Raw genomic sequence first — 20907 nt, forward strand, 5'->3', positions numbered from 1 at the left:
GCGGTCGCCATGTCACTCACGAATGCCGGAGCGATCGCCAATCAATCGCTCGGAACGATCGCCGCGCAAATAAATGTCGTATCACGCAACATAGCCGGAGTGAATGTCTCCGGCTATGCGACCAAGACGGCGCTCGTTTCCACGAGCTCCAATGGCGGAACGCAGATCGATGGCGTCGCGCGCGCCACCAACGCCGCGCTCGTTCAGAACTCCCTGCAGGCGACCGCGACGCAAGCCTCGGCGGCGGCGCTGTCTTCTGGTTTCGACCAGATCGATCAGGCGCTCGGGCTATCCTCCGGCACAGCGTCCGACACGAGCACAAATCGCTCGCCGGCGTCCCTGCTCTCGGCGCTGAAAAGCGCGTTGCAGAGCTATAGTGCGTCGCCTTCGAGCACGACGGTCGCGCAAAACGTGCTTTCGAGCGCCAAGGCGGTGGCGCAGGCGCTCAACACGGCGGATTCGACCGTGCAGCAATTGCGCACGCAGGCCGATGGCGAGATCGCATCCTCTGTCGCGAATATCAACTCGATCCTGTCGCAATTTCAGCAGGTGAACGCCGAAGTCGTCGCCGGAACGCAGGTCGGGCGCGACGTCTCATCCGCTCTCGACCAGCGCGAATCTCTTCTCAAATCGCTCTCGTCCGAGATTGGCGTGACCACGGTCACGCGCGCCAATAACGATATGGTGATCTACGCCGACGGCGGCGCCACGCTCTTCGAGACGACGGCGCGATCGGTGACCTTTCAGGCGACCGGCGCCTACGCGGCCTCGACTACCGGAAACGCGGTCTATGTGGATGGCGTGCCAGTGACCGGCGCCTCCGCCTCCATGGCGATTCAGTCCGGCAAGCTGCAAGGCCTCACGCAGCTTCGTGACGTCGTCGCGCCGCAATATCAAAATCAGCTCGATGAAACCGCACGCGGACTGATCACTGCTTTCGCGGAAAGCGATCAATCCGGTTTTGGAACGACGGCGCCGGGATTGTTCACCTATTCCGGCGCAACATCAGTGCCGGGGGCGAGCGTCGTGCCCGGTCTCGCCGGCCAGATCATCGTCAATCCCAACGCCGATCCGAGCCAGGGCGGCGATCTCACTCGGCTGCGCGACGGCGGCATTTCTGATCCGACCAACTCCGCCTATCTCTATAATACGACTGGCGCCGCGGGCTTTACGGATCGCATAAACCAGCTCGTCGACTCTTTCTCGACAGCGCAGAGCTTCGATCCCTCCGCAGGCCTCGGCTCCAGCCTGTCTCTCACAGACTATGCGACATCCTCGCTCGGTTGGTTCGAGGCCCAGCGTCAACAGGCGACGGATACCGAATCCTATCAGTCGACGCTGCTGTCGCAGACGACCGACGCGCTCTCCAGCGCCACCGGCGTCAATCTCGATGAGCAAATGTCGAAAATGCTCGATCTCGAAAACTCCTATCAAGCGTCGGCAAAGCTCATCTCGGCCATAGACGCCATGTATACCGCGCTCTTCCAGGCGCTCTGACGAACGGACGGACAAATGGTCTCGATCACCTCGACCCAATCGCTCACCAATGCGCTGCGACGGTCTGTCCTCGACGTTCAGACGCAATTGTCGAAGACTCAGGCGGAAGTCTCGACCGGACGCCTCGCCGATATCGGGCTCGGCCTCGGCGCCGCGATACAGCAGGATTATTCCTACGGCTTTCACGCCGATGATCTCGCCGCGCTGACAGCGAGCAATAATGTCATCACGACTCGTCTCAGCGCGACGGATACGGCGCTGAGCTCGATCGCCAGCACGGCTCAGAACTTTCTGCAGACGCTGGTCAGCGCGCAATCGGGCGCCGGCAGCGATCCCGGCGCCATCAAGGGCTATGCCGAGACTGGACTGAAATCGCTGATCTCCGCGCTCGACACCAGCGTCGACGGCGTGCAGATTTTCGGCGGCGTCAACACCGCCGTCGCGCCGCTCGCTGACTACTTCTCCACTACTCCGTCGACCGCGAAGCAGTCGGTCGATCAGGCGTTCTTCGGCGCCTTCGGGGTCGCGCAAGGCGACGCCGGCGCGAGCGCCATCACAGATCAGCAGATGGCGACCTTCCTCTCGGGCTCATTCGCCGATCTGTTCTCTTCGTCCGGGTGGAGCAGCAATTGGTCTAGCGCGACCGATGAGACGGCGACGAACAGAATCTCCTTGTCGCAGACTTCCGAGACCTCTGTGTCCGCAAATGAGACATCGCTGCGTCAGCTCGCTCAGGCTTACACAATGGTCGCCGATCTCGGCGTCGAATCTTTGAGCAGCTCCGCATATCAACAGATTCTCAAGACTGCATCTGCCACAATGTCTGACGCTATATCGGGGTTGACCAATCTGCGAGCGACAGTCGGCGTGATGCAGAAGGGCGTCTCGGATGCGAATGAATCGCTTTCGGCGCAGAGTGACATGATCAAGACGCAGATCGGCTCGCTCGAAAACGTCGACCCATATGAAGCGTCGACGCGGCTGAACAACCTGACCACTCAGCTCGAGACGTCGTACACGCTGACCGGAAAGATTCAACAGCTGACGCTGTCGAAATATATCTGAGCGCACGAATGATCCGAAGAGAATCGCATGTATCGTAATGTCTATGCTCAGACGGTCGAAGACTCCCCCGCTGTGGCCCGCGGCCGAGAGCGCGCCGTGCTCGAGAGGGCGATCCGGCTGCTCGCGGTGGCCAAGGTCAAAGGGGTTCGAAGCAGCGAGTCGTTCGAGGCGACCGGGAACATGCGCCGAATCTGGACCGTGTTCATCGAGGACCTCGGCAGCGACGGAAACGCGCTTCCCGAAGCGTTGCGAGCTTCGCTCATCTCGATCGGCCTGTGGATTCTTCGTGAGCTCGAGGCGATCGACTGCGGCAGGTCGGACAATTTCGACGGCGTCATCGAGATCAATCAGATGATTGCCGATGGACTGAGCTGAGGGCGGCATGAATATTTCGTTACGGCGGGGCGAGAAGCTCTATCTCAACGGCGCGGTGATCCGCGCCGACCGAAAAGTCTGCATCGAGCTGCTCAACGACGTGACGTTCCTGCTCGAGAATCACGTCATGCAGGCGAAAGACGCGACGTCGCCTTTGCGACAGCTCTACTTCGTCGTGCAGCTGATGCTGATGTCGCCGAACGACACAGCGGCGGCATCGGACATGTGCCGCGGCATGCTGGCCTCGCTCAACACCGCCTTTCCCGATCCGCGAATTCTCAATGGGCTGGCGTTGGCTGCGAAATATGTCGAGGACAAGCGAATGTTCGATGCGTTGAAGACGATTCGTACGCTTTTCCCATTCGAGTCCGAAATACTGGCGCCGAGCGCGGCGCAGGACAGCGGCAAAGCAGCCTGAGGAGGCGATACAGTGACTGTGACCTCGACGACCTCCGTCACCAATGCGACCGCGACCTCGAGCACGAGCTCGACGTCGTCTTCCAGCAGCTCGACGCAGACGCTCGGCTACGACCAGTTTCTGACGCTTCTCGTCACCGAGATGAAGTACCAGGATCCGACAAAGCCGATGGATCCGACCGAGACGGTTTCCCAGCTCGCCTCGTTTTCGTCGGTCGAGCAAGCGGTCAAGACGAACACGACGCTGACCTCGATCCTGAATTCCAATCTGCTCACGCAAGCCAGCTCGTTCATCGGCAAGACAGTGTCGTCTTCCGACGGCTCGACCTCCGGCGTCGTCGCCTCGGTCTCGACATCGAGTTCCGGCGTGACTGCGACGCTCACTGACGGCAAGACCATCTCTCTCGGGTCGGGCGTCACGGTGAGCGAATGAACGAGGCGGACGCGCTCGAGATCATGCAGCGCGCGATCTTCACCGTGCTCATTGTCTCGAGCCCGGTGGTCGGCGCCGCAATGGCGGTCGGCATCGTCATCGCGCTGCTTCAGGCCCTCACGCAGGTTCAGGAAATGACCTTGACCTTCGTGCCGAAGATCATCGTGATCTTCGTCGCGCTCGGGCTCTCTGCGCCGTTTCTCGGCGCGCAGATTCAAGCGTTCACTGATTATGCGTATTCGCGTATCGAAAAGGGATTCTGAAGGCGGCAGCGCCCGCGACGTCGCGGGGTGCGAGGAGCCGCTGGGAGCGAGAGATGACCGACGTCGCATTGGCTGGGGGCGCGCCCGAGGGACGCGTGAAGGACGTCGGATTCGCTCTGGCGATCATTTTCATCCTCTGCATTTTCTTTCTGCCGATTCCACCCTTCCTCATCGACATCGGCCTCGCATTCTCTATCGCGCTCGCCGTGCTGATATTGATGGTGTCGCTCTGGATCCAGAAACCGCTCGAATTTTCGGCCTTTCCGACGATTCTCCTCGTTGCGACGATATTGCGTCTCTCGCTCAACATAGCGACGACCCGCCTCATTCTCGGACATGGCGCGGAGGGAACCGCCGCGGCAGGCTATATCATCGCCGGCTTTTCCAAATTGGTGATGAGCGGCGACTTCGTCATCGGTCTGACGGTCTTCGCTATCATCGTAACGGTTAATTTTTTGGTCATCACCAAGGGCGCGACGCGTATCGCCGAAGTTGGCGCGCGTTTCACGCTCGACTCGATTCCCGGCAAGCAGATGGCGATCGACGCCGATCTCTCGGCCGGGCTGATCGACGAGAAGCAGGCGCAGCTGCGCCGCCGTGAGCTGGAAGAGGAGAGCTCCTTCTTCGGCTCCATGGACGGCGCGTCGAAATTCGTGCGAGGCGACGCAATCGCGGGCCTCGTGATCCTCGCGGTCAATATTTTCGGCGGCATCGTCATCGGCGTCACGCGCCATGGCATGCCTTTGTCGAACGCCGCCGATGTGTTCACCAAGCTCTCGGTGGGCGAAGGTCTCGTCTCGCAAATTCCCGCGCTCATCGTGTCGCTGGCTGCAGGCCTTCTGGTGTCGAAGGGCGGCACACGGGGCTCGACAGAGCAAAACATCGTTCGGCAGCTCGGCAATTACCCGAAGGCGCTCTATGTCGCCTCGTCTCTGCTGTTCGTGCTGGCGATGATGCCGGGTCTGCCGCTCACTCCGTTCATGATGCTCGGCGGCGCCATGGCGTTCGTCGCCTATTCCACGCCGAAGCAGGCGGCAAAGCTCCGCGCCAGCGAGCAAGCCAAGAAGGCCGAGGACGACAGGCGCGCGCAGGCGGAAGCCAAGGATTCGATCCGAGAATATTTGAAGACGCCGGGCGTCGAGCTTTGTCTCGGCAAGCAGCTGTCCGCCCGTCTCCTGATGTCGCAGGACGAGCTCGCGCATCGCGTCGGCAAGATGCGGCGCAATTTCGCTCGTCAGTATGGATTTGTGATTCCGGAGATCAAGCTCACCGACGATCTCGCGCTGAAGCAGAAGAGCTATCAGATCAAGATCCACGGCACAGTCGTCACCACGCAGGAATTGCAGCTCGGGCAGCATCTCATCATCGTCGGGCAGGGCCGCCAGCCCGATCTTCCGGGCGATGAGACGGTCGATCCCGCCTTCGGTCTCAAGTCGTTCTGGATTCCCGATGCGCTCGTCGCCGAGGCGCGGCGCGAAGGATTCGAGCCCGTCGATCCGATTTCCGTGCTGCTCACGCATCTTTCGGAAGTGCTGCGCAATAATCTCTCCCAGCTCTTGTCCTATCGCGACGCGCGCATGCTGCTCGATCGTCTCGAGCCCGAATATCGCAAGCTCATCGACGAGATGGTGCCGAATCTCATCTCCAATTCCGGCCTCCATTCCGTGCTCAAGCTGCTGCTCGCCGAACGTGTGTCGATCCGCAATCTCGATCTCGTTCTCGAGGCGGTCAGCGAGGTGGTTCCCTATGCGCGACGCGCGGAGCCGATCGTGGAGCATGTGCGGACGCGGTTGGCGCCACAAATTTGCGGCGAGATTGCAGTGAACGGGACGCTCGGCGTGCTGCGGCTCGGCGCGCGTTGGGACCTGTTCTTCCATGAGAGTCTCCGCCGTGACGCGAAGGGCGAGATCGTCGAGTTCAACGCCGATCCGTCGCTCATCGAGCAGTTTGGCCAGGAGGCGGGGACTGCGATTCGCGAGCGCATAGAGCGCGGCGATGTATTTGCGGTGGTGACGACGCCAGAAGCGCGGCCTTATGTAAAAATGATCGTCGGCCGTCTCTTTTCGGCGCTTCCCATTCTTTCGCATCTCGAGATCGCTCGCGGCGTCGAGATCAAATCGCTCGGGACGATTTCGTGACGGCGGGGCTGACGAGCGTCGTCACGACGCTCTTCGTGCTGTTCTGCAGGATCGGCGGCTGCATCATGACGATACCTGGCTTCGCGAGCCAACGGGTGCCGGTGCGCGCGCGGCTGTTTATCGCCATCGGATTGACGGTCGCTTTGGCGCCGGCGCTCGCGGATGTCGTCACGCCAGTGGTGGCGAACGCTACGCCGGGCGGCGTGCTCTTCGTCGTAATCGGGGAGCTTGTCATCGGCGTGCTCATCGGCTCGATGGCGCGTCTTTTCTTCTTCGCGCTGGAGACGATGACGACAGCGGCGGCGATGACGACCGGGCTCGGAAATATATTGGGGTCGGCTGTGGAGGAGGCGGAGCCGCTTCCCGCCATGAGCTCGTTCATCATGCTCGGCGCGACGACTTTGGTCTTCGTGCTCGATCAGCATTGGGAGATGATTCGCGGCCTCTTCGCATCCTATTCCGCGATTCCTGTAAGGGATGGAATGCCCGCGGACGGAATGTTGCGGGAATATTCGAATGTGCTGTCCCAATCGTTTCTGCTCGCGCTGCGCATCAGCAGTCCGTTTCTTTTGTTCGGCTTCATCGTCAATCTCGCCTTCGGCTTTCTCAATCGCATGACGCCGTCGGTCCCCGTCTATTTTGTTTCGACTCCGCTGCTGATCGGGCTCGGCATCTATTGGTTCTATGTGATGGCCGATGATTTCTTCACGGCTTTTTCCTCGGCGTTCGGCGCTTGGCTCTTGTCGGGATAATGGCGATGAATTGGAAAAATCAGCGGCGGATTCTCGCAGTCCATGAGCAATTGCATCGCATCGAGGTGGGGCGCCTGTCTCAGCTCGAGCGAAGGGCGCGCGAATTGAAGGAGGAGGAGACGCGAATCGTCGAATGTCTCGACGGAAATCGCAATTTGATCACGCTCTTTCCGGAAGTGGTGCTGCAAAGGCTGAAAGCCAATATTCGCCAGCAGCAGGAGCTTCGCAAGGAGGTCGATCGGCAGACGAATGTGACCTTGGAGCAGGCCAAGCGCGTGAAGCAGGCGGAACGGCTTGTCGCCGACGCTCAGATGGAGCGAGACCGCGCGATGGAGCTGGAGGCGTTGCGCGAGGTGATCGAGCATTGCACGACGCCGCGCGACTTCAGCGCGCCGTAAGTCTGCTCATGTAGAAAATTCGCTGTCGAAGGATTGGAGACCGATGTCGATCTTTCCCGCTACCGATCTCGTCACCGAAGTCGCCAGAGCCGCGGATCCTGTTCGTCGCAATGCGGCGGTCACGCGCCTCAGCGAAGTTTCTAACGCTACGCCGAGCAATGTCGATGGCTTTGCTGCGGTCGTCGCGGACAATGGCAAGGCGTCGCCCTCCGCGAAGCTCGCTGTCGCGGCGCCTGTCGTCTGGGATGGGACGGCAGCCGCGACGCGGGCGCCAATTCGGCCTGGCGAGGCGACGCAAAAGTTCGAGGCCTTCATCATTCAATCGTCACTGGAGACGATGCTTCCGAAATCGGAAAACGGCTATTTCGGTCATGGGACCGCGGGCGATGTGTGGCGCTCGATGATCGCCGAGCAGATCGGCGATCAGATCGCGAAAGCGGGCGGCCTGGGGCTGCGCAAGCTGCTCGATCACAATTTGTCTTCGAGCAATGAGCGCACAAAGACGTCGTGAGGTCGTCGGCGTTATCCGCGACTGTGATTGGAACCGGTTCGAATGGATATGGGACATGGCTGCGCATCGATATAGCGATGAGAGAATGAGTGGAGCGCCGTTCCGGAGCGATCATGCACAGGAGGCGCGGCGTGCGGCTTTCGTCGGCTGCGTCGATCGATTGACGCGGCTGATCGAGCGCGAGACCGAGGCGCTGCGATCACGCGCCAATGTGGACTTCGAGGATTTCAACGCGCGCAAGACTCATGCGCTGCTCGAATTTTCGCGCGCCTCGCGGGCCTATGCGGCGCCGCGTTCGTCCGCGATCGAAGCGAAGGTCGAACTATTGCGCGCCACTCTGGTCGAAAATGGAAAGCTGCTGGAACGGCGCCTTCGCGCGATGCGAGAGATTGCCGGCATCATGATCTGCACGATCGAGATGGCGGAGTCCGACGGAACCTATTCCACGAGAGCATCGGTGGAACGTTGATTTTGGAGCCCTATCGATGATGCGCATGGTTTTGATCGGGATCTGGGCCTGCGTGGTGACGTTGGGCTCGACCTTCGGCGCGTCCTATTGGAAATCGCATCGCAGCGCGCCGGGGGAAGCGGCGCAGCATGCGGAAAAGCTCGAGGTGAAGAAGGTCAAGCCGATCACCGTTCCGATCATCTCGGAAGGGACGCTGAAGGGCTATATTTCGGCGGAATTCGCTTATGTCGTCGAGGCGTCCAACAAGGGAGGCCATGGCGGCGGCGGCGCGCCGGTCGATGCGGACAGCTATGTGATGGATGAGGCGTTTCGTCGGCTCTATGCCGACAACAACCTCGATTTTCGGCGAATCGAAAAATACGATCTCAATTCGCTGACGAAGGAGCTCACCAAGAGCATCAACGAGAGGCTGGGCGGCGAGCTCGTGCGCGAGACATTGGTCAAGAGCTTCGCCTTCGTCCCGAAGGACGATATCCCACACTGAAAAAAGGCCGGCCGGCGTAACGCCGGCCAGAGCCTTTCTCTCAATTATCGAAGCTTAGAACGCTTTTCAGCCGACCATCATATAGCCGAGGAAGCGTTGCGAATCGATCGGGTCATAGCCGAGGCGCGCACGCAGCTTCTTACGCAGCTTGCTCACATGGCTCTCGACGACATTCTCCTCGACCACATCGTCGAAGAGACCGTAGACCGCGTTGAAGATTTGCGACTTGGTCAGACGGCGCCCGCGATTCATCACGAAATATTCGAGAATCCTGCGCTCGCGTCGCGGCAGGTTGAAGGGCTCTCCGCGCACCAGTGGATCGCGGCCGTCGAAGAACACCTGCATCGGCCCGACCACCGCATGATCGCGACGTGTCTCCGCACGGCGACGAATAGCGTAGACGCGCGCGAGAATCTCTTTCACGTGAATCGGCTTGCGGACGACGTCGTCGACGCCGGCCGTGAACAGCCCGAGCGTCTGCTCGAGAGACGGCGCCTCGTTCATCGCGATGACGGGCGCCTGAGACCGCTTGCGAATGAGCTTCGGCAGCTCTTCGCGCTCCGGGCACTCCCCGATCAAAAAGGCCTCCACGGCGAGCATATCCGTCTCGACCGCGGAGTCGACCCAATCGATGAACTGCCCGGAACAGAACCCCGCCGAGGAGATTCCCTCCTGGCCGAAGTGGCGCGCATACCCACTCGTCACCAGTTCACGCTCATCGACGATTATGAACATTGCCGTCCCCTTGACATCTGTCTCGCCCTGGCAATCTGCGCGAATCACTATACGGACTACTTAGCCGCATCGATTCCGCGGCGTCAACGAAATAGTAACCAAATAAAGTAATGCTTTCTTTACCAGCCTGTGTCCGCGGTGTTCGCCGCGCGCTGCGTCTCGAGCAAGCCACACGCAAGGCGGATCGGTCAGCCTATGGTTCGTCGAACATAGACGTCGAGCCAGACCCCGGGCCAGATCCAATGTCAAATTTGCGAAAGGCGCTTCCGCTCGTCGCCGCGGCGGCGTTCGTCTCATGCGCCTTCGCCGTCGGAGCGGAGCAGAAGAAGGCGGAGCCTGTCGCCAAGGAGGAGCCTCCGCGGGCGCGAGAGGCGCGCGCCGCGCCGCCGCCTCCCGATGCGCGCCAATATTGCGCCGATATAGCCGCCGCCGCCGGCGCCGCTCGCAATGCGCGGCAGGAGAAGGAGCTGCTGGATATCGAGCAGCGAATCGCCAAGCGCACCGCGGAGCTCGAAGCCAAGCGCGCGGAGCTGCAGGATGTGCTCGATCGCTACGACACGCTGCTGAAGCAGACCGACGAACGGCTCGTCTCTATCTATGGACGCATGCGGCCGGAAGCCGCCGCCGCGCAATTCGCGAATATGGAGGAGGACATGGCGGCGGCCATGCTCATGCGGCTGCAGCCAAAGCAGTCCAGCGCGATTCTCAACGAGATGGAGGCCTCCCGCGCCGTCGTGCTGACCAAGAAGGTCGCCGCTCTGTCGAGCCTCGTCGGCGGCGGAAAGAAGCAATGAAGCGGCTTGCTATAGCGATCGGCTCGGCGCTGGCGCTCGCCGGATGCGCCACGGACCCGCGCGACATCGGGCGCGAGCCACATATGAGTCCCGTCGGCAGCGGATTGTCCGCTTATGACGATCAGCTGCCGACCGGCTCGACGCGTCCGCCGGCGCTCGGGCCGCAGATGCGGCTGGACGAGAACAGGGTCAATCTCTATCGCGATGTGCGCGCGATGACCGTCGGCGATGTCGTCACCGTGAACATATCTATGGACGACAAGGCGGTGCTCGGCAATTCGACCGATCGCTCGCGCGATTCGAAGGTCAAGACGACCTGGTCGTTTCTGTTCGATTTCCTCGCTGGCGCGTCATCCGCTCCGCCGGAGCGCAAATGGACAGGCACGGTCAATAATGATCTGCAGTCGAGCAGCTCGACGCAGGGGCAGGGGTCGATCAACCGCTCGGAGCAGATTCGGCTTTCGGTCGCCGCCGTCGTCACCGCGGTTCTGCCCAATGGCAATCTCATGCTGCGCGGGTCGCAGGAGATCCGCGTGAATTACGAGCTGCGCGTGCTGACGATCGCCGGCATCGCGCGGCCGCGCGACATCGGCAAGGACAATATGATCTCCTACGACAAGATCGCCGAGGCGCGCGTCTCCTATGGCGGACGTGGGCGATTGACGGAGGTGCAGCAGCCCGCATGGGGCCAGCAGGCCTACGACATATTCGCGCCGTTCTGAGATAGGAAGGGGAAGGAACGTGGCCGCGCCGTCTGGCACCACCACCGCCGCCGAAACGCATTCGTCGTCCTCCGGTCAGCTGGCGCTCGCGCTCATCGTCGCGACGGTTCTCGGCGCCGGAGGCGGGGGCTTCCTCGGCTTCACGCTGACCGGCGATCCGTCCACGGCCGCCAAACCCGCCGAGCCGGCGCCGGCCGAGAGCGCGGCGCCGAAAAAAAGCGCGGAGTCCGCCGATAAGGGGCATGGCGCGCAGGGACATGGCGGGCAGGCGCATGGCGGACATGGCGCCGCCGCGCCGAGCGAAGGCGCGAAGGATGCGCCGCAGGCGAAGATGAAGCTCAAGGAGCTCGCGCCGATCGTCACCAATCTCGCCCTGCCGGAGACCGGATGGGTGCGCCTTCAGGCGTCGATCGTCTATGATTCCCAAGCCGTGCCGCAGCCGGACATATTGATCTCGCAAGTGACCGCGGACATCGTCGCCTTTCTGCGGACGATGACGCTTTCCTCGCTCGAGGGCTCGGACGGGCTGCGGCGCCTGCACGAGGATCTGACGGATCGGGCGGCGACACGTTCGGAAGGTCACATTCAGGAGGTCATCATTCAAGCCCTGGTCGTTCAATGAAGCGCGCAGCCGCGATCCTTCTCCTCCTCCTCCTTGCGCCGACCGCCGCTCTGGCGCAGGGGTTCGACCTCAACGCACTGCTGCCCGCAGGAGGCGGCGCGGCCAGTGGCAGGATCGTGCAGATCCTCGTCCTGTTGACGGTCCTCTCCATCGCGCCGGGCCTGCTCATCATGGTGACGAGCTTCACCCGCTTCGCCATAGCGCTGTCGTTTCTGCGCAGCGGCTTGGGGCTGCAGAGCACGCCGGCTAATCTCGTGCTCATCAGCCTCGCTTTGTTCATGACCTTCTATGTGATGGCGCCGACTTTCGACGCGGCCTGGAAGGATGGGCTGAAGCCGTTGATGGACAATAAGATCACCGAGGTGGAGGCGTTCGACAAAATCTCGCAGCCGTTCCGCAAGTTCATGATCGCCAATGTGCGCGACAAGGACATCAAGCTGTTCGAGAATTTGACCAAGGACAAAGGGACGACCGGAGATTACGAGAAGCTCGGTCTCCAGGTTCTCGCCCCCGCCTTCATGATCTCCGAGCTGCGTCGCGGCTTCGAGATCGGCTTTCTCATCGTGCTGCCCTTTCTCGTCATCGACATGGTCGTTGCGGTGATCACAATGTCGATGGGCATGATGATGCTGCCCCCGACCGCGATCTCCTTGCCGATCAAAGTGCTGTTCTTCATCCTCATCGATGGGTGGAATCTCCTCGTCGGCAGCCTCATCCGCTCCTACGGCTGAACCAGCGTCCCAGGGAGCGCCAAGCCGGCAGCGCGGCTCCAAATCCCTGTTAGCCCTTCATTAATCGCATTTTCCGCGATTTGTGGCGATCCTGCGCCCTACGTGTAATATCCGATTGTCCGGCGCGGCTATGCGAGACAGCAGGCGCGCCGTCGACAGAGTTCTTCGGATAGGGCAGGGCGCCCAAGGCATGATGCCGCTTCCGTCGAGCCGGTGAGTTTCCGGGATGTCGCGTTCACCTCATCCAAGGATCGACGAGTCATGACCAGCATTTTGACCAACGCCTCCGCCATCACCGCTCTGCAATCGCTGCGCTCGGTCCAGTCGTCTCTCGCTTCCACGCAGAAGGAGATTTCGACGGGCCTGAAGATTTCTTCGGCCACTGACAACGCCTCGACCTGGTCGATCGCTCAGACGATGAAATCCGATCAGGGCGTTCTCTCGACGATCAGCGACTCGCTGTCGGTCAGCTCCTCTGTGCTCAACGTCGCTACGGCCGCGGTGACCAACGCCATTTCGGTCGTCAACAACATCAAATCCGCCGTCGCGCAGGCCGCTCAGCCCGGCGCGGATCTGGCCAAGATCGGCACGAGCCTCACCGGTCTCAGCGATCAGCTCAAGAGCATTGTCAGCTCGGCGAATTTCAATGGCTTGAATCTGCTCGACGGCTCGCGCAGCACCTTCAACTCCATCGCCTCCTATAGCGACGGCACCGGCACTTCGGCCTCGGCGCTGAACACGATCAACCTGTCGGTCTCCGCCCTGATCGGCGGCGGCGGCGCTTCTCCGGCGGTCGCGGCCGGCGCGGGCATATTGGAGGCCGCTCAGGCCACCGGCGCCACCGCCGCGACGAATTTCACGAGCCTGTCGTCCTCCGACGTCGCTTCGAGCTCGACGATCACCGACACTCTCTCGAACGCCGACAAGGTGATCGCGGATCTGACGCAATATGCGTCGAAGATCGGCGCGACGCAGACCAGCGTCAACGGCCAGGCCGCCTTCGTCAAGACGCTGAACGAAGGTCTGACGGCGGGCGTCAGCTCGCTGGTCGACGCCGACATGAACGAAGCTTCGACCCGCCTGCAGGCCTTGCAGACGCAGCAGCAGCTCGGCGTCCAGTCGCTGTCGATCGCCAATCAGAACAGCCAGATCATCCTGCGCCTGTTCCAGTAATACGCCACTCTCCAAATCCGAAAAGAAGCCGCGCCCTTCGGGGCGCGGCTTTTTTTTGTCGCGCGCGCCAAGACGGCGCGCCCTCCGGGGCGCGGCTTTTTTTGTCGCGCGTGCGCGGCGGACGCTTTGCCCGTTTAGACCTTTATTAAGGTTATCTAGTTAGGTTAACCACCGTGCAGGCTGTGCTGTAACCGTCGAGACCGGAACGGTTTCGACGGGTCGTCGAGTGGATTGGCTCCCGCGATGTGGCGCTCCGCCGATGATTGCTTCGGATAGGGCTCCCGAGCCCAAAGGCATGATGCCGTTTCCGTCGAGCCGGTGAAATTCCGGGATGCCTTTCGTCACTAGTTTCACCCCAAAAGGGATCGATGAGTCATGTCCAGCATTCTCACTAACCCCTCGGCTATCACGGCCCTTCAGTCGCTGCGGGCGACGCAGCAGGCGCTTGCGAGCACCCAGAAGGAAGTTTCGACCGGCCTCAAGATTTCGAGCGCCACCGACAACGCCTCGACCTGGTCGATCGCCGAGACGATGAAGTCCGATCAAGGCGTGCTGTCGACGATCGGCGATTCGATGACGGTGAGCTCATCGCTCCTCAACATCGCCCAGACCGCCGTCACAAATGCGATCTCGGTGCTCAACAATATCAAATCGGCGGTCGCGCAGGCGGCGCAGCCCGGCGCCGACACGGCGAAGATCGGCACGAGCCTGACCGGCCTCAGCAATCAGCTGAAGAGCATCGTCGCCTCGGCGAGCTTCAACGGCCTCAACATTCTGGACGGCTCGCAGTCTTCCTTCGCCTTTATCGCCTCTTACACGGATGGCGGCGGCTCGACGGCTTCGGCGCTCAACACGATCAATCTTACGGCGACCGCGCTGATCGGCGGCGGCGGCGCGTCGCCTGCGGTTGCGGCCGGCTCGGGCATTTTGGAAGCTGCGCAGGGAACGGGCGCGACCGCGGCGACCGATTTCACCAATCTGTCGACGACGGACGTCTCCTCGAGCTCGGTCATCACCGATTCGCTGACCAACGCCGACAAGGCGATCTCCGATCTCACCAAATATGCGGCGCAGATCGGCGCGACGCAGACGACGATCACCGGTCAGGCCGCCTTCGTCAAGACGCTGAACGAAGCCCTCACCAATGGCGTCAGCTCGCTCGTCGACGCCGATATGAACGAGGCCTCGACGCGCCTGCAGGCTCTGCAGACCCAGCAGCAGCTCGGCGTCCAGTCGCTGTCGATCGCCAACCAGAACAGCCAGATCATCCTCAAGCTGTTCCAGTGACGATTTCGACGATCCGAGCAAGGGTCTCGCCGCCGACGGCGAGGCCCTTCCTCGTCTGAGCCGAGACGATCGGCAAAGTTCGCGCAAGCCACCGCCTGCACATTGGGGAACCGCATCGCGTCAACCCGATGAAACGCCCCCGATGGATCGCCTTATTCAGCTGCGAGACAATCTGCTCGGACTTGGTCCCCGCAAGCTTGCCGCACTCGCTATGATCTTTGTCCTCGTCCTGGCGGTGACCGGGGTCGCGGCCTATTATCTCTCACGTCCGAACTTCGAGGTGCTCTACGCCGGCCTCGATCGAGAGGATGTGAGCCGCATCGGCGCCGCGTTGAAATCGAACGGGACTCCATTCGATATCAATCCCGAGGGCAACGCCGTCTCGGTCCACTACGGCCAGACCGCGCAAGCGCGCATGATGCTCGCCGAAAGAGGCCTGCCTCAGAGCGCCAACGCCGGCTACGAGCTGTTCGACAAGGTCGGCTCGCTCGGCCTCACCTCCTTCATGCAGGAGGTGACGCGCATACGCGCGCTGGAAGGCGAGCTGGCGCGAACCATTCAGCTGATTCGCGGCGTGAAGGCCGCACGCGTGCATATCGTGCTCGCCGACGAAGGCTCGTTCCGCCGCGCCAAGCAGCCGCCCTCCGCCTCCGTCGTCATTCGCACGGAGAGCCCCGACGACTCCAAAGCGGCACATGCGATCCGCCATCTCGTCGCCGCATCCATTCCCGGCATGACGGTCGATCAAGTCACAGTGCTCAATACCGACGGCATGCTGCTCACGACCTCCGAAGGCGATGAGAATGACGCCGTGCCCGGCAAGACGCTGACGCTCGAGCGCACCGTCGCCAAGGATATTCAGGACAATATCCGCCGTACCCTCACGCCCTATCTGCGCTTGTCGAATTTCCAGGTGAGCGTGCGAACGCGGATAAACACGGATCGCAAGCAGACCAATGAGACGATCTTCGATCCCGAGTCGCGGGTCGAGAGATCGGTGCGCGTCGTCAAGGAGAATTCGACGTCGCAGAACAACAGCACCACCGGATCCACCGGCTCGGACCGCAATATTCCGCAGGACAATAAGCCGTCCGCATCCGAGGGCAAGCAGTCCAACGACGAGAACAAGAAGAACGAGGAGCTCACCAATTTCGAGCTCTCGTCCAAGACGATCACCACGGTCAGCGGCGGCTATACGGTCGAGAACATCTCCATCGCCGTTCTGGTCAATCGCGCCAGCCTCGGCGGTCCCGGCAAGGATGCGCCGAAGCCCGATGCGGTCGAGCGGCAGATCAAGGAGATCGAGCAATTGGTTTCGACGGCCGCGGGCCTGCACAAGGAGCGCGGCGATACAGTGAAGGTTTCGGCTGTCGAATTCATGCCCAATGAAAACGATATGGGTCCGGTCGAGGCGCCGGGCTGGGCCGACGCGCTCACGCATCAGCTCGGCTCGGTCATCAATGCTCTGGCGCTGATCGCCGTCACTGTGATGCTCGTCATCTTCGGCCTGCGTCCCGCGACCCGTGCGCTGCTCGCGGAGACTCCGAGCGCGGCGCTCGCCGAGAATGCCTCGCCGATGCTCGACCTCGATGGAGGCATAGAGCTGCCCTTCACTCCGCTCGAGGCGCCAGAATTCACAATGGCGGCGGCGATCGATACGGGGCTGATCGAGGATATCGCCGATCAGGAGACGTTCACCCAGCAGAAGCGGCTCGAGCAGCTGATCGAGGCCGATGAGATGCAGGCCGTGGCGATTCTGAAGCAATGGATGTATGCGGAGGGACGCGTTTGATGGCGCGCTCGGTCGCCTTCTATCTTCCTTGTTTCGACGAGCAGCCGAAAATCCTCGCGCCCGAGCCGTCCCCGCTCGCCATCGAATTCGACGAGCCGGAGCCGGAGCCGGCGATCGATCTCCCAGAGCCCGAGTCGGAAGATATCCGACCCGTTCTCACCGATGAGCTGCGCGAGCAATTGCTCGAGGAAGGGCGCGCCGCCGCCAAGGCCGAATGCGACGAGATGATCGCGCGCGAGCGCGCGGCCGTCGCGCAGCGGCTAGAGGAGGAGCGGTGTCGCTGGTCGCGCGAAGAAGGCGAGCGGCTCGGTCGTGAATTTCGCGACTCGCTCGGCCGCTACTCCGCGCGCATCGGCGAAGACGTCGAGCGCATTCTCGAGCCCTTCGTGGTGCGAGAGATCAGAGAGAAGATGCTCGTCGCCCTCATGGACACTCTGCGCATTCTCATCGCCGATCGGGAAAATCCGGTGATTCATCTCAGCGGACCCGTGGATCTGCTCGAGGCGGTCTGCGCCAAGCTCAATGGCGAGGATATCGCCACGAAGATCGAGGATGTCGGCGGCGTCGACGTGCGTGCGCGTCTCGACGCCACGACGATCGAGACGCGTCTCGGCGAATGGATGGCGCAGCTGCGCGAAGGGGATGACGCCGCATGAGCGATCACGAGGAAAGCGAGATCATCTTCATTCGCAAGAAGCATGGCGATGAAGAGGAAGCGCATCATGGCGGCGTCTGGAAGCTCGCCTTCGCCGACTTCATGACAGCTATGATGGCCTTCTTTCTGGTGATGTGGCTCATCAATTCCACATCGAAGGAGACCAAGGCGGCGATCGTTCAATATTTCAATCCCGTGCAGCTCATCGACTCTAACCCCGCGCATAAGGGGCTGCGTGATCCAGCCGAAGCGGGGCAGGGAAAGAGCCAGCAATCCAACACTGCGCCGGACAAGGGCGCGCCGGCCTCGGCGCCGCCGGCTTCCGCGGAGAAGGACAGCCCACAGCGCGAGGCCGCGCTCCTTTACGACCCGATGTCGACTCTCGACGAGATCGACAAAAAATCGGCGCAGCCTTCGTCCTTCGGCGACCCCTTCGATCGCAGCGCCCATGGCGTCGGCTATGTGGACGAGCGTATCGAGGACAGCGGCTCGCCGGACAAATCGACGACGGCCGAGCCGCTGGAAGCTCCGCGCGCAAAGCCCGCGCCATCGACGCCGCAGAGCAAATCTGCGGCGCAGCCTCCGCGCGGGGCGGCTTCGGCGCAAGGCGAGGACAAGAAGGGCGACGCAACGGCCGCCAGTGTGAAGGCCGCAGTGGAGAAGGTCGTGAAAGCCGAGCTCGCCGCATTGCGCGCGGCTCCGCATGTCGAGGTTGCGGAGACGTCCGAAGGGCTGCTCATCAGCCTCACGGACGACGCCGCATTCTCGATGTTCGCCGTCGGCTCCGTCGAGCCGCGGCCGCAGGCCGTCCGCATTATCGGCCAAATCGGCCACCTCCTCGCCAAGCAGAGCGGCGAGATCGAGCTGCGCGGACACACGGACGGTCGATCTTACAAATCGGCGACCTATGACAATTGGCGTCTCTCTTCCGATCGCGCCAACATGGCCTATTACATGCTCGTGCGCGGCGGGCTTCCCGAGAAGCGCGTGGTGAAGATCGCCGGCTATGCCGATCGTCGGCCGAAGACTCCCAAAGAGCCGCTCGCGGCGGTCAATCGCCGCATCGAAATCTTGCTGCGCAGGAGCGATCGGTGAGGATATTCGCGCGAGCCGTCATTCTCGCCGCTGGCCTGAGCTTCGGTCCGGCATATTGCGCCGAAGCGGGCGAGCTCACCGAGCAGGTGCGCGCGCTCAACACTTTGCAAGGGTCGATGGTGCAGGGCGCGGCCGGCGCCCGTGGCGCGATTCCTGCGCAGATCGAGCGCATAGAGCAGGTCGTCGCTTCGCTCGAAGCCGACGCCTGGAAGGAAAAGAGCAATTCTGTCGCCGCAGCGATCTTCCTGTTCTGCGGCGGCCCATCCCGCTCGATCCGCAAAATTCTCGACGCCCATCTCATCCCCGATGCCGAAACGCCGCTCGTCGCCGGCGCCGTCGCCTATGCGGAAGGCCATAATGACGAGGCCGCCAAGCTGCTGGCGCCGATCGATGCGCGAACGCAGTCCGACACGCTCGCCGCGCATCTCGCATTGATCCAAGGCGGATTGCTGATCGGCTCCGATAGAGCGAAGGCGCGCGAGCTGTTCGATCTCGCGCGTTTGCTGATGCCGAGCTCCCTTGTCGAGGAGGCCGCCCTGCGACGCGAGATGTCGATCGTCGATGTGACGCAGGATCCCACAAAATTTCTCGTGCTCGGCCGTCGCTATGGCTCGCAATACGCAAGATCGCCTTTCTCCCGCAATTATTGGGACGAAATGCGCGCCGCGACGCTGCGCGCGGCCGCCAATGGCGACAATTCCCGCTTGAGCGAATTCCGCGGTCTGCTGAAAGGCGCCTCGCCAGGATTGCGTTTCGAGACGCATATGGGCGTCGCGCGGCAAGCGATTCTGAGCGGCCGTGTCGCCCTGGCGACGACGGAGACGCAATATGCAGGGCCTCTCGCAGACACGCCCGCCGCCCGCGCGCGCGTAGAGCTCTATCGCGCTGCGATCGCCGGGCTCACTGGTGAGTTCGAGACGGCGGAAGCGGAGTTCCAAAAAATCGATCCGAGAATTCTGCCTTCGGCCGATGTCGAAGTTCGCAACATCGTGACCGCCGCGATCAGCCGTCTTCAGGGCGTGACCGACGGCGTCTCTTCCGCCGCGGCGACCACGCCGGCCCAAGAGGCGACGCGTCCCGATTCGACGGTCGAGCGCTCTGCGCAGCAGGCGTTGAGCGACGCCGACGCGCTGCTGCAGCGGGCGACACGCAGATGACTCTCGACGCTCTTTTTCCCAATCTTCAGACCGCACGTCTTCTTGCTCGTCAGACCGACGCGGCTTCGTCCGGGCAGCGTGATTCTGACGGCGCGGACGCCGATCAATTCGCTTCGCTGCTCTCCGATCTCGACGATCGAAGCACTGTCTCTGCGCGCCTCCCTGCCGCGGAAGCGATGGCAGATCATAGGGTGTCGGATTCCGAGGAAGCTGCGGCCGCTGAGGCGACGAGCAATGCGGCGCCGCAGATGCTGGCTTTCGTCGCGGTCCCGGCATTCGACATGAGCTGGCGGCCCGCTGTCGATGCGCAATCGGCGCCGGCTCCATCCGATGGCGCATCCATCGATGAGACAGCGGCGCCGATGCGCGAGGAAGCGGGTGGATCACGAGCGGATAGTGGCGCGAACGAGGTTGCGCGCCGTTTCTCCGCGCCCATGTCTTCACCGCGACCGAGCACGATCGAGTCCGGCAGGCGTATCGCGGACAGCGCTGGTCCTGACGCTTCGCCGCCGGCGCGGACGTCGGATGCGGCGCCCTCGTTGCAGCAGGCCGACAAAATCGATCAGGCCGTCGAGCCGCGCGTCTGGTCTTCCGGCGTTGTGTCGACGATCCCATCGACAACTGGCGCTTCCAGCGGACTCTCCGACATGGCTTCTCAGTCGACGCCAGCGGCGTCCGCGCAAGCCTCCGTGGAGCGGCAGAGCGAAGCTCCGCTTGCATCCGCATCGCGGCCCGCCTCTTCTTTGCGCTCCGACTCGACAGCCGGGCGGAGCGTCATCGCTTCGGCGGCCAATGTCATGATGTCGCGCAATCTCAGCGGCCGCGCATCAGACGACGAAAAAGCTGTTGTCGCCACGACGCCCGATCCACGCAGCGCTCCGGTTGCGGCTGTCTCGTCGGGGCTAGCGCCCGCCGCGGCCGCGCCGCAGCGAGACTCGTCCATGGTTGGTGCGACGAATTCGCAAACGCCGCCGATCGAAGCGCCTCCGTCGGTCCAATCTGCCGCGCGAGAGGCCACCGGGCCGCAACCGGTCGCTGCTTCGGCAGTCGCGACTTTGGTCGCCGAATCCCTGCGCGTGGAAGCCTCCTCGCGTGCGAATTTCGTCCACGTCGATGCGATTGTTTCGGCGCCGTCCACGGGCGAGGTGAGCGCAGAGCAAGGAACCGACAATCGTGTGTCGGCGCGCCTCATCGGTATCGATCCCGAGATCCCGGATTCATCGGCGCCGACAGAAACTATCGACATTCGACGTGCGAGCCGGCCGGTATCGGGCGATAAGATGTCCGCCACTTCGCTCGGTGCGTCGATCGCTCAGCTAGGCGTATCACCCACAGCGACGCC

24 protein-coding genes are annotated in these 20907 nt (G+C 62.3%); 22 read left to right on the forward strand and 2 right to left on the reverse strand.

Annotated features, from left to right (window positions below; genetic code table 11):
• The first annotated feature begins 9 nt into the window (after nt 1-9).
• From flgK to EDE12_RS07930, 12 genes are all read left to right on the forward strand, one after another.
• Complete coding sequence (flgK, locus tag EDE12_RS07875) at nt 10-1497, forward strand: flagellar hook-associated protein FlgK (RefSeq protein WP_024879083.1); 1488 nt, start codon at nt 10-12, stop codon at nt 1495-1497.
• 15 nt (nt 1498-1512) lie between these two features.
• Nucleotides 1513-2562, forward strand: coding sequence for a flagellar hook-associated family protein (locus EDE12_RS07880; protein WP_024879084.1), 1050 nt, complete (start codon nt 1513-1515; stop codon nt 2560-2562).
• A gap of 27 nt (nt 2563-2589) precedes the next feature.
• The gene (gene flaF / locus EDE12_RS07885; RefSeq protein ID WP_024879085.1) at nt 2590-2937 is read left to right on the forward strand and encodes a flagellar biosynthesis regulator FlaF; all 348 of its coding nucleotides are present in this window, start codon (nt 2590-2592) and stop codon (nt 2935-2937) included.
• Nucleotides 2938-2944: 7 nt separating this feature from the next.
• The gene (gene flbT, locus EDE12_RS07890; RefSeq protein WP_024879086.1) at nt 2945-3355 is read left to right on the forward strand and encodes a flagellar biosynthesis repressor FlbT; all 411 of its coding nucleotides are present in this window, start codon (nt 2945-2947) and stop codon (nt 3353-3355) included.
• A gap of 18 nt (nt 3356-3373) precedes the next feature.
• Complete coding sequence (gene flgD, locus EDE12_RS07895) at nt 3374-3787, forward strand: flagellar hook assembly protein FlgD (protein WP_024879087.1); 414 nt, start codon at nt 3374-3376, stop codon at nt 3785-3787.
• Nucleotides 3784-4050, forward strand: coding sequence for a flagellar biosynthesis protein FliQ (gene fliQ / locus EDE12_RS07900; RefSeq protein ID WP_024879088.1), 267 nt, complete (start codon nt 3784-3786; stop codon nt 4048-4050). The genes flgD and fliQ overlap by 4 nt, the downstream gene beginning before the upstream one ends.
• Nucleotides 4051-4103: 53 nt before the next feature.
• A complete protein-coding gene (gene flhA / locus EDE12_RS07905; protein ID WP_026598004.1) occupies nt 4104-6188 on the forward strand; it encodes a flagellar biosynthesis protein FlhA in 2085 nt (694 codons plus the stop codon).
• Nucleotides 6185-6940, forward strand: a complete 756-nt coding sequence (locus tag EDE12_RS07910; RefSeq protein ID WP_024879090.1) for a flagellar biosynthetic protein FliR — start codon at nt 6185-6187, stop codon at nt 6938-6940. Before flhA ends, EDE12_RS07910 begins: the two co-directional genes overlap by 4 nt.
• A gap of 5 nt (nt 6941-6945) precedes the next feature.
• Nucleotides 6946-7338, forward strand: coding sequence for a hypothetical protein (locus EDE12_RS07915; RefSeq protein ID WP_245267235.1), 393 nt, complete (start codon nt 6946-6948; stop codon nt 7336-7338).
• Nucleotides 7339-7381: 43 nt separating this feature from the next.
• Nucleotides 7382-7849, forward strand: coding sequence for a rod-binding protein (locus tag EDE12_RS07920; RefSeq protein ID WP_024879092.1), 468 nt, complete (start codon nt 7382-7384; stop codon nt 7847-7849).
• Nucleotides 7850-7934: 85 nt separating this feature from the next.
• Nucleotides 7935-8318: a hypothetical protein gene (locus tag EDE12_RS07925; protein ID WP_026598005.1), complete on the forward strand. Its 384-nt coding sequence runs from the start codon at nt 7935-7937 to the stop codon at nt 8316-8318.
• Nucleotides 8319-8334: 16 nt separating this feature from the next.
• Nucleotides 8335-8802 carry a flagellar basal body-associated protein FliL gene (locus EDE12_RS07930; RefSeq protein WP_245275710.1) on the forward strand — a complete coding sequence of 156 codons (468 nt, stop codon included), beginning with the start codon at nt 8335-8337 and terminating at the stop codon, nt 8800-8802.
• A gap of 66 nt (nt 8803-8868) precedes the next feature.
• Here the strand turns inward: EDE12_RS07930 and EDE12_RS07935 are convergent, their stop codons facing one another.
• Complete coding sequence (locus EDE12_RS07935; protein WP_024879095.1) at nt 8869-9537, reverse strand: response regulator transcription factor; 669 nt, start codon at nt 9535-9537, stop codon at nt 8869-8871.
• 242 nt (nt 9538-9779) lie between these two features.
• Here EDE12_RS07935 and EDE12_RS07940 point away from each other — a divergent pair, with 242 nt between their 5' ends.
• The 10 genes from EDE12_RS07940 to EDE12_RS07985 all read left to right on the forward strand — a co-directional run bounded on the left by EDE12_RS07940 (nt 9780) and on the right by EDE12_RS07985 (nt 19565).
• Nucleotides 9780-10331: a hypothetical protein gene (locus EDE12_RS07940; RefSeq protein ID WP_024879096.1), complete on the forward strand. Its 552-nt coding sequence runs from the start codon at nt 9780-9782 to the stop codon at nt 10329-10331.
• Nucleotides 10328-11053 carry a flagellar basal body L-ring protein FlgH gene (gene flgH / locus EDE12_RS07945; RefSeq protein WP_024879097.1) on the forward strand — a complete coding sequence of 242 codons (726 nt, stop codon included), beginning with the start codon at nt 10328-10330 and terminating at the stop codon, nt 11051-11053. Before EDE12_RS07940 ends, flgH begins: the two co-directional genes overlap by 4 nt.
• Nucleotides 11054-11072: 19 nt before the next feature.
• Nucleotides 11073-11675, forward strand: coding sequence for a flagellar basal body-associated FliL family protein (locus tag EDE12_RS07950; protein WP_026598007.1), 603 nt, complete (start codon nt 11073-11075; stop codon nt 11673-11675).
• On the forward strand, nt 11672-12406 hold the full coding sequence (gene fliP, locus EDE12_RS07955) for a flagellar type III secretion system pore protein FliP (protein ID WP_024879099.1): 735 nt from the start codon (nt 11672-11674) through the stop codon (nt 12404-12406). Before EDE12_RS07950 ends, fliP begins: the two co-directional genes overlap by 4 nt.
• A gap of 261 nt (nt 12407-12667) precedes the next feature.
• On the forward strand, nt 12668-13579 hold the full coding sequence (locus EDE12_RS07960; protein ID WP_024879100.1) for a flagellin: 912 nt from the start codon (nt 12668-12670) through the stop codon (nt 13577-13579).
• A gap of 375 nt (nt 13580-13954) precedes the next feature.
• A complete protein-coding gene (locus EDE12_RS07965; RefSeq protein ID WP_024879101.1) occupies nt 13955-14866 on the forward strand; it encodes a flagellin in 912 nt (303 codons plus the stop codon).
• 142 nt (nt 14867-15008) lie between these two features.
• Nucleotides 15009-16658, forward strand: a complete 1650-nt coding sequence (fliF, locus tag EDE12_RS07970; RefSeq protein ID WP_024879102.1) for a flagellar basal-body MS-ring/collar protein FliF — start codon at nt 15009-15011, stop codon at nt 16656-16658.
• The gene (locus EDE12_RS07975; protein WP_026598008.1) at nt 16658-17314 is read left to right on the forward strand and encodes a hypothetical protein; all 657 of its coding nucleotides are present in this window, start codon (nt 16658-16660) and stop codon (nt 17312-17314) included. The genes fliF and EDE12_RS07975 overlap by 1 nt, the downstream gene beginning before the upstream one ends.
• Entirely contained in the window at nt 17311-18408 is a 1098-nt protein-coding gene (locus tag EDE12_RS07980) for a flagellar motor protein MotB (RefSeq protein WP_026598009.1), read from the forward strand. Before EDE12_RS07975 ends, EDE12_RS07980 begins: the two co-directional genes overlap by 4 nt.
• Nucleotides 18405-19565: a hypothetical protein gene (locus EDE12_RS07985; RefSeq protein ID WP_024879105.1), complete on the forward strand. Its 1161-nt coding sequence runs from the start codon at nt 18405-18407 to the stop codon at nt 19563-19565. The genes EDE12_RS07980 and EDE12_RS07985 overlap by 4 nt, the downstream gene beginning before the upstream one ends.
• 655 nt (nt 19566-20220) lie before the next feature.
• Here the strand turns inward: EDE12_RS07985 and EDE12_RS21805 are convergent.
• Nucleotides 20221-20703 carry a hypothetical protein gene (locus EDE12_RS21805; RefSeq protein ID WP_166671837.1) on the reverse strand — a complete coding sequence of 161 codons (483 nt, stop codon included), beginning with the start codon at nt 20701-20703 and terminating at the stop codon, nt 20221-20223.
• Nucleotides 20704-20907: the final 204 nt, after the last annotated feature.

It is taken from the genome of Methylosinus sp. sav-2, from assembly GCF_004366495.1.
Taxonomy (GTDB): domain Bacteria; phylum Pseudomonadota; class Alphaproteobacteria; order Rhizobiales; family Beijerinckiaceae; genus Methylosinus.